This window comes from Rhodobacter capsulatus (assembly GCF_003254295.1).
Lineage (GTDB): Bacteria > Pseudomonadota > Alphaproteobacteria > Rhodobacterales > Rhodobacteraceae > Rhodobacter > Rhodobacter capsulatus.
In genome coordinates this window covers 69,864-83,478 of the sequence record NZ_QKZO01000009.1, presented here as the reverse complement: position 1 = coordinate 83,478, position 13,615 = coordinate 69,864, and the positions used below count along the sequence as shown (strand labels likewise).

The window sequence follows — 13,615 nt, the reverse complement described above, 5'->3', positions numbered from 1 at the left end:
GACTGCGGCACGGTTTCCAAAAGGGAAACGTGCCCCCGACAGGCAATTTTCACAAAAACACAAACAGATCAACAGGATAATGAAAACGGCGGCGCGGAAAGCCCCGCGCCGCCGCCTTATTTCAGCGCCTTTGTTTCAGGCCAGACGGCCGTGGCAATGTTTGAACTTCTCGCCCGAGCCGCAGGGGCAGGGGTCATTGCGCGAGGGCTCGCCCCAGGTCGAGGGATCCGATTCGACAAATCCCGGCGCGGCGGCAAGCGCCACCTGAGCCGCCGGTTGCGGCGCCGGGGCCTCGGCCGGATCGGCAGCCCCCTCGGCCGCGGCAAGGGCGGCGGCCTGCTGGCGCAGCATCTCGGCGCGTTCCTCGTCGCTCATCGGACGGATCTGGCCCAGACGCTTCGTCACCTCGTAGCGCAGGCTGTCGAGCATGCTCTCGAACAGCTGGAACGACTCGGTCTTGTATTCCGACAGCGGATCGCGCTGCGCATAGCCGCGAAAGCCCACGACCGAGCGCAGATGTTCGAGCGTCACCAGATGCTCGCGCCATTTCGCGTCGATCGTCTGCAACAGGATCTGCTTTTCGATCACCCGCATCGTCTCGGCGCCGAAAGCCTCGGTCTTTTGCGCCATCACCGCATCAAGCGCCGCCGTCACCCGTTCGCGCAGCACGTCCTGATCGACGCCCTCTTCGGCCGCCCAGTCCGCCAGCGGCAGATCAACCCCGGCATGGTCGATGAACGCCGCCCGCATCCCCTCGATATCCCATTGATCGACGTAGCTTTTCGGCGGCGCGAAATCGTCGATCAGATCGTCGATCACCTGCTGGCGCATGTCGGCGACGATCTCGGAAATCTCGTCGGTTTCCATGATCTCACGGCGCTGGCCAAAGACCGCCTTGCGCTGGTCGTTCATCACGTCGTCGAATTTCAGCAGTTGCTTGCGCCAGTCGAAGTTGCGCCCCTCGACCTTGGCCTGCGCCCGTTCCAGCGACTTGTTCACCCAGGGGTGGATGATCGCCTCGCCTTCCTTCATGCCCAGTTTCGACAACACGCCTTCCAGCCGGTCCGAGCCGAAGATCCGCATCAGATCGTCTTCGAGCGACAGGAAGAACAAGGACCGCCCCGGGTCGCCCTGACGGCCCGAGCGGCCGCGCAGCTGGTTGTCGATCCGGCGGCTTTCATGGCGTTCGGTGGCCAGAACGAAAAGACCCCCGGCCTCGATCACCTTCTGCTTTTCGGCGGCATGTTCCGCCTCGATCCGGGCGCGGATCTCTTCGGGGGCGGCCTCGGGATTGGCGGCGATCTCTTCTTGCACCTTCATCTCGACATTGCCGCCGAGCTGAATGTCGGTGCCGCGCCCGGCCATGTTCGTCGCAATGGTGATCGCGCCCAGACGCCCCGCATCGGCGACGATCTGCGCCTCCTGCTCGTGCTGCCGCGCGTTGAGCACGTTATGCGGCAGCCCCTCGGCCTTGAGCATCTCCGAGAGCATCTCGGATTTCTCGATCGAGGTGGTGCCAACCAGCGTCGGCTGGCCCTTTTCATGCGCGGTCTTGATCGCCTCGATCACCGCGGCATATTTTTCCTTGGCGGTGCGATAGACGCGGTCGTGTTCGTCTTTCCGCGCCACCGGGCGGTTCGTCGGCACTTCGACCACGCCCAGCTTGTAGATGTCGCCGAATTCCTCGGCCTCGGTCACCGCGGTGCCGGTCATCCCCGCCAGTTTCTCGTAAAGCCGGAAGTAGTTCTGGAAGGTCACCGAGGCCAGCGTGACGTTTTCGGGCTGGATCGTCACCCGTTCCTTCGCCTCGATCGCCTGATGCAGACCGTCGGACAGACGGCGGCCCTTCATCATCCGGCCGGTGAATTCGTCGATCAAGACGATCTCGTCATCGGTGACGACATAGTTCTGATCCTTGAAGAACAGCTTGTGCGCCCGCAAAGCCTGGCCGATGTGATGCACGATCGTCGTGCTTTCCGGGTCGTAAAGCGACTGGCCCTCGGGCAGGAGGCCATCGGCCTGAAGCTTCTGTTCCAGAAACTCGTTGCCTTCCTCGGTGAAGGTGGCGTTGCGCTGTTTCTCGTCGAGCTTGTAATGCTCTTCGGTCAGGAACGGGATATAGGCATCGAGCGTGCGATACATGTCGGACCGGTCCTGCGACGGGCCCGAGATGATCAGCGGCGTGCGCGCCTCGTCGATCAGGATGCTGTCCACCTCGTCGACGATGGCGAAGAAGTGATCGCGCTGATACATTTCCGCGACCGAGGATTTCATGTTGTCGCGCAGATAATCGAAGCCCAGCTCGTTGTTCGTCGCATAGGTGATGTCGGCACCATAGGCAGCGCGTTTTTCATCATCGGGCTGGAACGGATAGACGACGCCGCAGGTCAGACCCAGATGGCGATAGACCTTGCCCATCCATTCCGAGTCGCGCCGGGCCAGATAATCGTTCACCGTGACGATATGCACGCCCTTGCCCGCCAGCGCGTTCAGATAGGCCGGAAAGGTGGCGACAAGGGTCTTGCCCTCGCCGGTCTTCATTTCCGCAATGTTGCCCTGATGCAGGAAGATCCCGCCCATCAGCTGGGTGTCGAAGGCGCGCAGGCCAAGCGCCCGGCGCGCGGCCTCGCGGCAATTGGCAAAGGCCTCGACCAGCAGCGCATCGAGGCTTTCGCCCGCTTGCGCGCGGTGTTGCAGCTCGCGGGTTTTCGCCACGATCTCGGCATCGGAGAGCTTTTCGAAGGCCGGTTCCAGCGCGTTGATCTTCGCCACCAGCGGACGCGTGCGCTTGACCTTGCGGTCGTTGGGCGTGCCGAAGAGCTTTCTTCCAATGTAACCGAGGCCCAGCATTTTTTCTCCGCGGGTTCGTCTGACCAAATCGTGTGAAATGCGGTCTTGTCGCACCCGCCGCGCACCCGTAGAACGGCAAGCGGATAAGGGCGAAACGGCCTTCACAGGACCCTTGGCGATGTAAGGGGCTGCCGTCCGAGTGTCAACGCCGCGGGGTGCCGCGGCCCTGCGGGAGAGGCTTTGATGCCGATTTTCACACGCGTTCTGGGATCTGTCGCCGTGATGGCGCTTCTGGCCGGTCCGGCGCTGGCCCAGGATGCCGCCAAAGGGGGCAAGACCCCCGGCCCGGAAACCGTCGTCGCCATCGTCGACGGCACCGAGATCACGCTGGGCATGATGGTGTCCGTCCGCAACAGCCTGCCCGCGGAATATCAGCAGCTGCCCGACGAGGTGCTGTTCAACGGCGTGCTCGATCAGCTGATCCAGCAGACCGCGCTTTCGAAAGTGGGCGAAGGCATGATGACCCGCCGCGACGAGATCGCGCTGGAGGTCGAACGCCGTGCCTATCTGGCGGGGATGCTGCTCGATTACACCGCCGAGCGCGCGGTGACGCCCGACAAGCTGAAAGCGGCCTATGACACGAAATTCGCCAAGGCCGAACCCAGCCGCGAATATCACGCCGCCCATATCATCGTGGCCTCCGAAGCCGAGGCCAAGGCGATCAAGGCCGAAATCGACGGCGGCGCCGATTTCGCCGAAGTCGCCAAGGCGAAGTCGCAAGACGGCGCGGCGGCGAATGGCGGCGATCTGGGCTGGTTCGATCTGACCGCGATGGTGCCGCCCTTTGCCGAGGCCGTGGCCGCGATGAAGGCGGGCGAGATCAAGGGCCCGGTGCAGACCGAATATGGCTGGCATGTGATCAAGCTGATGGAAACCCGTCTGGGCGCCGCGCCGACGCTGGAGGAGGCGACCGAGGAGCTTTCGGGCGATCTGCGGCAGCAGGCGGTGCAGGACCGGGTGAATGACACCGTGGCCAAGGCCAAGGTCGAAAAGCGTGTCGAAGGGATCGATCCCGCGGTGCTGAAGACGCCGAATTTCTTCGGCGCCAAGTAAGGTCCGCGGATGGAGGGGGAGAAGACGATGGCGAAGAAACGCGAACTCGAAGACAAGATCGCCAAGCTGAAGTCGAAGGTGAAGGATCTGCGCTCGCAGCTGGGCGAGATCACCGAGGATGCGGTGGCGATGCTGCGCGAGGAAGTGACCGAGGTCGCCTCGGCGCTGCGCGAGGGCGTGGCCGAAGCCGCGACGGCGGCCGCCACGGCCGCGGCCACCGCCGCAGCCGAGACCGCCGCCGCGGCAAAGCCCGCGGCGCCGGTCTCGCCGCTGGCCCCCGCCGCCTTCCCCGCCCTGCCGGTGATCGCGGGCGTGTCCTTTGCCGCCGCCGCCGCGGGGGTGCGCTATGCGGGCCGCACCGATGTGATGCTGGCGCAGATCGCGCCGGGCACGACGATCGCGGGCGTCTTCACCACCTCCACCACCCGGGCCGCCTGCGTGCTCGATTGCCAGGCGAAACTGGCGGGCGCGGTCGATGAAAGCACCGGTGCCGCGATCGTGGTGAACTCGGGCAATGCCAATGCCTTCACCGGCGCTGCCGGGCAGGCCTCGGTCGATGCGGTGACCGGCGCCGTGGCCGAGGCGCTGGATCTGCCGATCAACCGGGTCTTCTCGTCGTCCACCGGGGTGATCGGCGAGCCCCTGCCGCATGAGCGCATCGTTGCCGCCGTGCCCGGCCTTGTCGCCGCGCTGGACCCGGCCGGGATGGAAGCCGCCGCGCGGGCGATCATGACCACCGACACCTTCCCCAAGGGCGCCTGCGCCGAGGTGCAGGGCGACGGCGGGCTGATCCGCATCGCGGGCATCGCCAAGGGCTCGGGGATGATCGCGCCGAACATGGCGACGATGCTGGTCTATCTGTTCACCGATGCGAAGATCCCCTCGAAACTGCTGCAGAAAATGCTGTCGCGGCATGTCGATGACACGTTCAACGCGATCACCGTGGACAGCGACACCTCGACCTCGGATGCGCTGATCCTGGCCGCCACCGGGCGCTCGGCCGCGGCCGAGATCACCGATCTGCGCTCGCGCGCCGCCAAGGATTTCGAGGCGGCGCTGCGCGGCGTGATGCTGGATCTGGCGCAGCAGGTGGTGCGCGATGGCGAGGGCGCGACGAAATTCGTCGAGATCCGGGTCAGCGGGGCGGCCAGCGCCGATGACGCGCACAGGGTCGCGATGGCGGTGGCGAATTCGCCGCTGGTCAAGACCGCGATCGCCGGCGAAGACGCGAACTGGGGCCGTGTCGTGGCCGCCGTCGGCAAGTCGGGCGCCAAGGCCGATCGCGACAAGCTGCGGATTTCCTTCGGCGACATGGTTCTGGCCGAGAATGGCTGGCGCGTGCCGGATTATTCCGAGGAAGCGGCCTCCGCCTACATGAAGGGGCAGGAGCTGGTGATCGGCATCGATCTGGGGCTGGGCAAGGCGGCGAAATCCGTCTTCACCTGCGACCTGACGCATCGCTACATCGACATCAACGCGGATTACCGCTCGTGACCTCGCCCTGCGGTCCCTCGCCCGCGCCGACGACGGCGCGGGTGGTTCTGGTCAGTGCGGTGGCGCTGATCGATCCCGATGGCCGGGTGCTGCTGGCGCAGCGCCCCGAGGGCAAGTCGCTGGCCGGGCTTTGGGAATTCCCGGGCGGCAAGGTCGAGCCCGGGGAAACCCCCGAGGCCGCGCTGATCCGCGAATTGCACGAGGAGCTGGGCATCGACACCTGGGGCAGCTGTCTGGCGCCGCTGACCTTTGCCAGCCACAGCTACGACAGCTTCCATCTGCTGATGCCGCTTTTCGCCTGCCGCCGCTGGTCCGGTACGCCGCAGCCGCGCGAGGGGCAGAAACTGGCCTGGGTCAGCCCGGCAAGGCTGCGCGACTACCCGATGCCGCCCGCCGACGAGCCGCTGATCCCGGTGTTGCAGGACTGGCTCTGACCGCGCAGGCGCAGCGAAAATTCCGCGATGCGGCAATTTTCCTGCGTCACGCCACCACATGCCGCAACAAAACTATCCAAAAGACACCTCTGGCGCACTTTTTCGTTTGCACTTTGTTAAGCAATCGTGACTAAGCTGAAGCTGTAATCGAGATTTCTAGGGAGGATGTCTCATGCTTCGCACCATCGTCGTCGGCAGCTGCGTCTCCGTGCAGGGAACGTTCGAGTCGCAGCTCGAAAACGGAAAAATCGTTGTCCGGGTTGGGGATCGGCTGTTCGCGGGCAAGCCCGTGATGCGCAACAACGCCTGATCCACCGGGCCAGACCACTCACGGCATGCAAAAGGGGGGCTTTCGCCCCCCTTTTCACTGTTCACGCCGCGGCGACAAAGGTCAGAGCTTGCGCTCGACCTCCTCGCGCTCGAAGATCTCGATGACATCGCCCGCGCGGACGTCGTCGTAGTTTTCGAAGGCCATGCCGCATTCCTGACCGGATTGCACTTCCTTGACCTCGTCCTTGAAGCGCTTGAGCGTCTTCAGCGTGCCTTCGTGGATCACCACGTTGTCGCGCAGCAGGCGCACGCCAGCCGAGCGGCGGGCCACGCCTTCGGTGACAAGGCAGCCAGCGACCTTGCCGACGCCGGAGACCTTGAAGACCTCCTTGATCGCGGCATAGCCGATGAAATTCTCGCGCACTTCGTTTTTCAGCAGGCCCGAGGCGGCGGCTTTGATGTCGTCCACCAGATCATAGATGATCGAGTAATAGCGGATCTCGACGCCCTTCTGGTTCGCGCTCGCACGGGCGGGCGCATTGGCCCGGACGTTGAAGCCGATCACTGGCGCCCCCGAAGCCTCGGCCAGACCGACGTCGCTTTCGGTGATCGCGCCGACGCCCGAATGCAGCACCCGCACGCGGACCTCGTCGTTGCCGATCTTCTCCAGCGCCTGGGCGATGGCCTCGGCCGAGCCCTGCACGTCGGCCTTCACCAGCACCGGCAGTTCCGAGACGTTCTCGTCCGCCTTGGCTTTGGCCATCAGCTGTTCCAGCGTCGTCGCGGCCCCGGCGGCGGCGCGCTTGTCCTTGGCGGCTTTCTCGCGGTAATCCGCGATCTCGCGCGCCTGCGCCTCGGTCTCGACCACGTTCAGCACATCGCCCGCTTCCGGGGTGCCGCTCAGGCCCAGAACCTCGACCGGAACCGAGGGACCGGCCTCGTCGACGCGCTCGCCCTTGTCATTGACCAGCGCCCGCACCTTGCCCCACTGCTCGCCGACAACAAAGATGTCGCCGCGTTTCAGCGTGCCATGCTGCACCAGAACCGTCGCCACCGGACCGCGGCCGACGTCAAGTTTCGCTTCGATCACCGCGCCTTGCGCCGCACGGCCGGGGTTGGCCTGAAGCTCGAGGATTTCCGCCTGCAGCGCGATCGCTTCCAGCAGCTTGTCGAGCCCGAAGCCGGTCTTGGCCGACACTTCGACCGTCTGCACCTCGCCGCCCATCTCTTCGACGACGACTTCGTGCTGCAGCAGGTCGGTCCGCACCTTTTGCGGATTGGCCGAATGCTTGTCGATCTTGTTGATCGCGACGATCATCGGCACCTTGGCGGCCTTGGCGTGGTTGATCGCCTCGATCGTCTGCGGCATCACCGCGTCATCGGCGGCCACCACCAGCACGACGATATCCGTCACCTGCGCGCCGCGGGCGCGCATCGAGGTGAAGGCGGCGTGGCCGGGCGTGTCGAGGAAGGTCAGAACCGCCCCGGTCTCCGTCGTCACCTGATAGGCGCCGATGTGCTGGGTGATCCCGCCGGCTTCGCCCGACACCACATTGGCGTGGCGGATAGCGTCCAGAAGCGAGGTCTTGCCGTGATCGACATGGCCCATGATCGTGATGATCGGCGGGCGCGATTGCAGGTCTTCGGCCTTGTCCTCGACGGTGTCGATCACCTGTTCGACGTCCGCATCCGAGACGCGCACGGCACGGTGGCCGAATTCCTCGATGATCAGCTCCGCGGTGTCGGCGTCGATCGCCTGGTTCGCGGTGACCATCATGCCCATCTTCATCAGCGCCTTGATCACGTCGGCCACGCGTTCGGCCATCCGGATCGCCAGTTCCGAGACCACGATGGTTTCCGGCAACTGCACGTCGCGGACCATCTTTTCGGCTTTCTGGCCGAAGCCCATCGCCTTTTGCCGGGCCTTTTCCTGCTTGCGCTTCATCGCGGCAAGCGAGCGCTGACGCCCGCCTTCGCCCTCGATGTCCGACAGGCTCAGCTTGCCGGACCGACGGCCCTCGTCGCCGCCCTTGGCCGCCTTGCTGTTGCGGTCGGGGGTGGCATTGCGGTCGTCGCGGTCGCGGTCGGTCTTGCCCGGGCCGGTGTTCGAAACACCCTTGGTCGCGGCGCGTGCGGCGGCAGCCTCGGCCGCGGCCGGATCGGCCGGCGTGGGCTTGGCGGCCGGTTTCGCCCGGACCTCTTCCTTTTTCTGCGCCCGCAGCTCGGCCTCGCGGGCCTTGCGCGCTTCTTCCTCGGCCTTCAGCCGCAGGGCCTCTTCGCGTTCGCGCTCTTCGCGTTCCTTGGCCTCGGCCTCGGCGCGGCGGCGTTCGCGTTCTTCCTCGCGGGCCTTTTCATCGGCGACACGTTGCGCGGCCTCTTCGACCTCGCGGACCCGGGCGGCCTGCAGCGCCCGCAGACGGCGCTCCATCTCGGCGTCCGAGATGCCCGCAGGACGCCGCGAGGGATCGCCCAGCGCGGGCGAACCGGCCGGTTTGGCAGGGGCCGAACCGGGTTTCGGCACCACCACCTTCTTGCGCTTGGTTTCGACCACCACATTTTTCGTGCGTCCGTGGCTGAAGCTCTGCTTCACCGAACCGGGGCGGGCGCCGCCAAGACCGAGGGGTTTTTTGCCGTCCGTATCGCTCATGCCGTCTTCGTATCCTTCATGGCGGTATCGCCGCCGTCCTGCTTGCGCAAACCTGCAAGCCTTGCCGCTTCTCTGATTACACGCGGGGTGAGTCCCCCAGCCGCAAGCGCGCCGTGTATGGCATGGTCGCGGCCAAAAGCCAAACCCATTTCCGAGGCCGTCAGGCAGCCGAACCAGCGCCCGCCGGGCGGTGTCCAGAGCTTGCCCTTGCCGCGTTCCGATCCGTCCGAGGCCTGAAACAGCACCCTCGCCTTGCCATCCGCCAGCCAGCCCTTGACCTTTTCGAAGCCGCAGACCGCATGTCCGGTCTTCCGGCTCAAGGATAGCAGCTCGACCACCCGCTGCGCCAGCCCGTCTTCAACCAGCTGACACAGGTCTTCGGGCAGCTTCACCTGCGACCTTGCGGCGCGGGCAAAGAGCCCCTTCGCGACCGCCTTTTCCAGCACGGCGCGGTCCGAAGTCACCCAGATGCCCCGGCCGGGAAGCTTTTCGGCCAGATCCGGGTAGATCATGCCGTCGGGGCCAAGGACGAACCGCACAAGGCCAACCTTCGGCCCGACATCGCCGGTGACGATGCAGCGCCGTTCGGGGTCTTCGCTGTCCTTGTCCTTGCCGCCGCGGCTCATCTCATTCCTCGGTTTCGTCTTCGTCGGTGTCGGTCGCGTCTTCGGCTTCAAGTTCCGAAATATCGACCCAGCCCAGCTGGATCCGCGCCGTCATGATCAGCTTTTGCGCATCTTCGAGGCTCATGCCGAATTACTCGAGAATGCCTTCGTCCTTGACGCGGGCGCCGTTCACCGTGGTCCAGCCGCCAGCCAGTTCCCAGTCGGCGCAGGTGGCGAAATCTTCCAGCGTCTTGACGTCGTCCTTGGCCAGCGCCTCGATCATCTGCGGCGTCAGGCCTTCGAAATTGAACAGCGAGTCCTCGACGCCCAGTTCCTTGGCCGCGGCGATCGCCTTGGCGTTCTGCGCCTCGATATAGTCGCGGGCGCGGGCCTGCAATTCCTCGGCGGTGCCGTCATCGACACCTTCGATCGACAGCAGCTCATCCAGATCGACATAGGCGACTTCTTCCAGATTGGTGAAGCCCTCGGCGACCAGCAGCTGGGCAAAGAATTCGTCCAGATCCAGCGCATCAACAAAGAGCTTGGTCCGCTCGGCGAATTCGGCCTGACGACGCGACGATTCCTCGGCCTCGGTCAGGATGTCGATATCAAGACCGGTGAGCTGGCTGGCCAGCCGCACGTTCTGCCCGCGACGGCCGATGGCCAGCGACAGCTGCTCATCGGGCACCACCACTTCGATCTTGCCCGCTTCCTCGTCGATCACCACCTTGGCGACTTCGGCCGGTTGCAGCGCGTTCACAAGGAAAGTGGCCGCATCGGCGTTCCACGGAATGATGTCGATCTTTTCGCCCTGCAGCTCGCCCACCACGGCCTGCACGCGGCTCCCGCGCATACCGACACAGGCGCCGACCGGGTCGATCGAATTGTCGTTCGAGATCACCGCGATCTTCGCGCGCGACCCCGGGTCACGGGCCACGGCCTTGATCTCGATGATGCCGTCATAAATCTCCGGCACTTCCATCTTGAACAGTTCCGCCATGAACTGCGGATCGGTGCGGCTCAGGAAGACCTGCGGGCCCCGGGTCTCGCGGCGGACGTCCTTGACATAGGCGCGGATGCGGTCGTTCGGGCGATAGCTTTCACGGCCGATCTTTTCGTTGCGGCGCAGGATGGCCTCGCCGCGACCGATGTCGACGATGATGTTGCCGTATTCCTCGCGCTTGACGACGCCGTTGAGGATCGTGCCCTTGCGATCCTTGAATTCGTCATATTGACGATCGCGCTCGGCCTCGCGGACCTTCTGCAAGATCACCTGTTTCGCCGATTGCGCCGCGATCCGGCCCAGATCGACCGGGGGAACCTCGTCGACGATCTCGTCGCCGAGCTGCGGATTGGTCTTGTATTGCTTCGCCTGCGCAACGGTCAGCTGCGCCTGGTAATTCTCGACGGCCTCATCTTCGACGACGGTGCGGACCCGGGTGAAGCTGGCGCGACCGGTCTTGCGGTCGATCTTCACGCGGATGTCCATTTCCGAGCCATAGCGCGACTTCGCCGCCCGGGCGAGACTGTCTTCCATCGCCTGGATCACCAGATCGGGGTCGATCATCTTCTCGCGGGCCACCGCCTCGGCGGTCTGCAAAAGCTCGAGCTGGTTGGCAGAGGTGATTGCCATCTGTCAGGTCTCCTCGTCGGGGGAAGTCTGGTCGTCGTCTTCGGTTTGGATCTCGTCGAACTGGTCTTCGTCAATGATGCCCGCCGCTTTGCGCTGGCGCAGCATCTCGGCGATCAGCTCGTCGGTCAGGATCAGCTTCGCATCGGCAAGCCAGTCGAATTTCAGGCCGATGGTGACCTGTTCGCCCTGGTTTTCGATCTCGATCAGCACTTCATCGGCTTCGGTGCCGCGCAGGATGCCCTTGAAACGCTTGCGCCCGTCGATCTGTTCGTCGGTCTCGATCCGGGCCTCGTAGCCCTCCCAGACGTCGAAATCCTTCATCCGGGTCAGCGGACGGTCGATCCCGGGCGAAGACACTTCCAGCGTGTATTTTTCCTCGATCGGGTCTTCGACGTCGAGCACGGCGGAAACCGCGGTCGAGATCGCGCCGCAATCGTCGACGTCGATCCCGCCCTCGGGCCGGTCGGCCATGATCTGCAACAGCGGATGCCGTCCGCCCTGCATGCGGATGCGGACCAGCTCGAAGCCGAGGCCTTCGATGGTGGGGCCGACGATGTCGGCGATACGCCGGTCGATACCGGTCTTGGCGATGAGGTCGGTCATTCCGATCCCTGAAAACAAAAAACGGGCCCGAGCGGCCCGTGACATGGATCCGGTGGGCTTCAGGTTTGGACCCTGAAACGCCGCTGTTGCATTGCGTATAGGCGAATCGCCCTCATGTTGCAAGCTTTCTCTGGGCTCAGCCCCGCATCCGGTCCATCACCGCGACAAGGCCGGCGGTGATCCCGGGCTCGCTGAGCGCATGGCCCGCGGCGGGCACGAGGCGCAGCTCGCATGTCTTCCAGCCATGCGCCAGCCGCCAGGCCGAGATCGGCGGGCAGATCATGTCCATCCGCCCCTGCACGATCACCGTCGGGATATGTTCGATCAGCGGACGGTCGCGCAGGATCTGGCCATCAACCTCAAGGAAGGCGCGGTTCAGGAAGAAGTGGTTTTCCAGCCGCGCGAAGGCATGGGCGTAATCGGGCGGCGATTCGCCCGGGAAGCCGTCGTAATCGACCGAGGCGAGCGCATTTTCCCACATCGCCCAATGTCGGGCAAAGCGGGCCTCCTGCAGGTAATCGCCGGAAAACAGCCGCTTGTGATAGGCGGCGATCAGATCGCCGCGCTCGCCCTCGGGGATGGGGGCGATGAACTGCGTCCACAGATCCGGGAAGAACTGCCCGGCGCCGCCGCCATAGAACCAATCAAGCTCCGATTTCAGCGCCAGGAACACGCCGCGCAGCACCAGCGCCTCGACCCGGTCGGGATAGGTCTGGGCGTAAAGCAGCGACAGCGTCGCCCCCCAGCTGCCGCCAAAGACGATCCAGGAGGAAATGCCCAGCTCGGTGCGGATCCGCTCCATGTCGGCGATCAGATCCCAGGTGGTGTTGTGGCCCACCGAGGCATGCGGCTTCGACAGCCCGCAGCCGCGCTGGTCAAACAGCACGATGCGGTAATGCCGCGGGTCGAAATAGCGCCGCATCGCCGGGCTGCAGCCGCCCCCCGGGCCGCCGTGACAGACCACGACCGGCCGCCCGCGCGGATTGCCCGATTGCTCGACATAGATCTGATGGCCGAAACCGACGTCGATCATCCGCTGATCGAAAGGCTCGACCGGCGGATAGAGAAAGGCGCTTGCCGTGCGCTTTTGCCCTGCGTTCTTGTCCATGACTGCACTATATAACGGCTCGACCGCCCCCGCCATGGGGCGCAACCCAAAAGTTGACCGGAGGATGGCATGGAAACCGCAAGGAAGACAATCGACCCCGCCGAGGTGGCGAAATTCGAGGCGATGGCGGCCGAGTGGTGGGACCCGAACGGCAAGTTCAAGCCGCTGCACATGCTGAACCCCTGCCGTCTGGACTATATCACCACCCAGATTGCGGCGCAGTTCGGCCGCGATCTGCGCGCGCCCAAGCCCTTCGAGGGGCTGCGGCTTCTGGATATCGGCTGCGGCGGCGGGCTTCTGGCGGAACCGATGGCGCGGCTGGGCGCGACCGTGGTCGGCGCCGATGCCGCGCCCAAGAACATTCCGGTGGCGAAACTCCATGCCGAGCAATCCGGCCTGACGATCGATTACCGCAACTGCGCCGCCGAGGATCTGGCGGCGGCGGGCGAGCGCTTCGACATCGTGCTGGCGATGGAGATCATCGAACATGTCGCCGATACGCAAGGCTTCACCGACACCTGCGCGGCTTTGCTCAAATCGGGCGGGCTGATGATCATGTCGACGCTGAACCGCAACCCGAAAAGCTATGTCATGGCGATCTTCGGCGCCGAGCGGGTGATGCGCTGGCTGCCGGTGGGCACGCATGACTGGTCGAAATTCGTGACGCCGGACGAGCTTTACGAGCTGATGCGCAAGGCGGGGCTTGATCCGATCGACCGCAAGGGAATGGTGTTCAATCCCTTGGGCTGGAGCTGGTCACTGTCGTCGCGTGACCTCAGCGTGAACTACGCCGCCGCCTGCGTGAAACGCTAAGGCTGGGGGCGCTGCCCCCAGACCCCCGGGATATTTGAGGCAAGATGAAAGAGGCTTGTTTCATCTTGCCTCAAATATCCCGGGGGTGAATGGCGAAGCCAGAGG

General features: G+C 64.8%; 10 protein-coding genes and 1 pseudogene. 5 read left to right on the top strand and 6 right to left on the bottom strand.

Annotation, left to right across the window (positions count from 1 at the left end; translation table 11 throughout):
* Positions 1-135 precede the first annotated feature (135 nt).
* Complete coding sequence (gene secA / locus LY44_RS13600; protein ID WP_055209074.1) at positions 136-2,850, bottom strand: preprotein translocase subunit SecA; 2,715 nt, start codon at positions 2,848-2,850, stop codon at positions 136-138.
* A 183-nt stretch (positions 2,851-3,033) separates the two neighbouring features.
* Between secA and LY44_RS13595 the strand changes: the two genes are divergently transcribed.
* The 4 genes from LY44_RS13595 (at position 3,034) to LY44_RS18030 (ending at position 6,141) form a co-directional block, all read left to right on the top strand.
* Positions 3,034-3,903, top strand: coding sequence for a peptidylprolyl isomerase (locus LY44_RS13595; protein WP_055209073.1), 870 nt, complete (start codon positions 3,034-3,036; stop codon positions 3,901-3,903).
* A 27-nt stretch (positions 3,904-3,930) separates the two neighbouring features.
* Complete coding sequence (gene argJ, locus LY44_RS13590) at positions 3,931-5,397, top strand: bifunctional glutamate N-acetyltransferase/amino-acid acetyltransferase ArgJ (protein ID WP_223230720.1); 1,467 nt, start codon at positions 3,931-3,933, stop codon at positions 5,395-5,397.
* A complete protein-coding gene (locus LY44_RS13585) occupies positions 5,394-5,831 on the top strand; it encodes a (deoxy)nucleoside triphosphate pyrophosphohydrolase (RefSeq protein ID WP_055211124.1) in 438 nt (145 codons plus the stop codon). The genes argJ and LY44_RS13585 overlap by 4 nt, the downstream gene beginning before the upstream one ends.
* A gap of 172 nt (positions 5,832-6,003) precedes the next feature.
* Positions 6,004-6,141, top strand: a complete 138-nt coding sequence (locus LY44_RS18030) for a hypothetical protein (RefSeq protein ID WP_013065963.1) — start codon at positions 6,004-6,006, stop codon at positions 6,139-6,141.
* An 81-nt stretch (positions 6,142-6,222) separates the two neighbouring features.
* On the opposite strand, the gene infB is transcribed toward LY44_RS18030, so the two are convergent.
* The 5 genes and pseudogenes from infB to pip form a co-directional block, all read right to left on the bottom strand.
* Positions 6,223-8,748, bottom strand: coding sequence for a translation initiation factor IF-2 (gene infB, locus LY44_RS13580; protein WP_055211126.1), 2,526 nt, complete (start codon positions 8,746-8,748; stop codon positions 6,223-6,225).
* Entirely contained in the window at positions 8,745-9,374 is a 630-nt protein-coding gene (locus tag LY44_RS13575) for an RNA-binding protein (protein WP_055211128.1), read from the bottom strand. Before LY44_RS13575 ends, infB begins: the two co-directional genes overlap by 4 nt.
* A gap of 1 nt (position 9,375) precedes the next feature.
* Positions 9,376-10,986, bottom strand: a pseudogene (gene nusA, locus LY44_RS13570) (transcription termination factor NusA).
* A gap of 3 nt (positions 10,987-10,989) precedes the next feature.
* A complete protein-coding gene (gene rimP, locus LY44_RS13565) occupies positions 10,990-11,589 on the bottom strand; it encodes a ribosome maturation factor RimP (RefSeq protein ID WP_055211130.1) in 600 nt (199 codons plus the stop codon).
* A 136-nt stretch (positions 11,590-11,725) separates the two neighbouring features.
* The gene (gene pip, locus LY44_RS13560; protein WP_055211132.1) at positions 11,726-12,697 is read right to left on the bottom strand and encodes a prolyl aminopeptidase; all 972 of its coding nucleotides are present in this window, start codon (positions 12,695-12,697) and stop codon (positions 11,726-11,728) included.
* Between the two features lie 69 nt (positions 12,698-12,766).
* Here pip and ubiG point away from each other — a divergent pair, with 69 nt between their 5' ends.
* Complete coding sequence (gene ubiG, locus LY44_RS13555) at positions 12,767-13,510, top strand: bifunctional 2-polyprenyl-6-hydroxyphenol methylase/3-demethylubiquinol 3-O-methyltransferase UbiG (RefSeq protein ID WP_055211134.1); 744 nt, start codon at positions 12,767-12,769, stop codon at positions 13,508-13,510.
* The last annotated feature ends 105 nt before the right edge of the window (positions 13,511-13,615 follow it).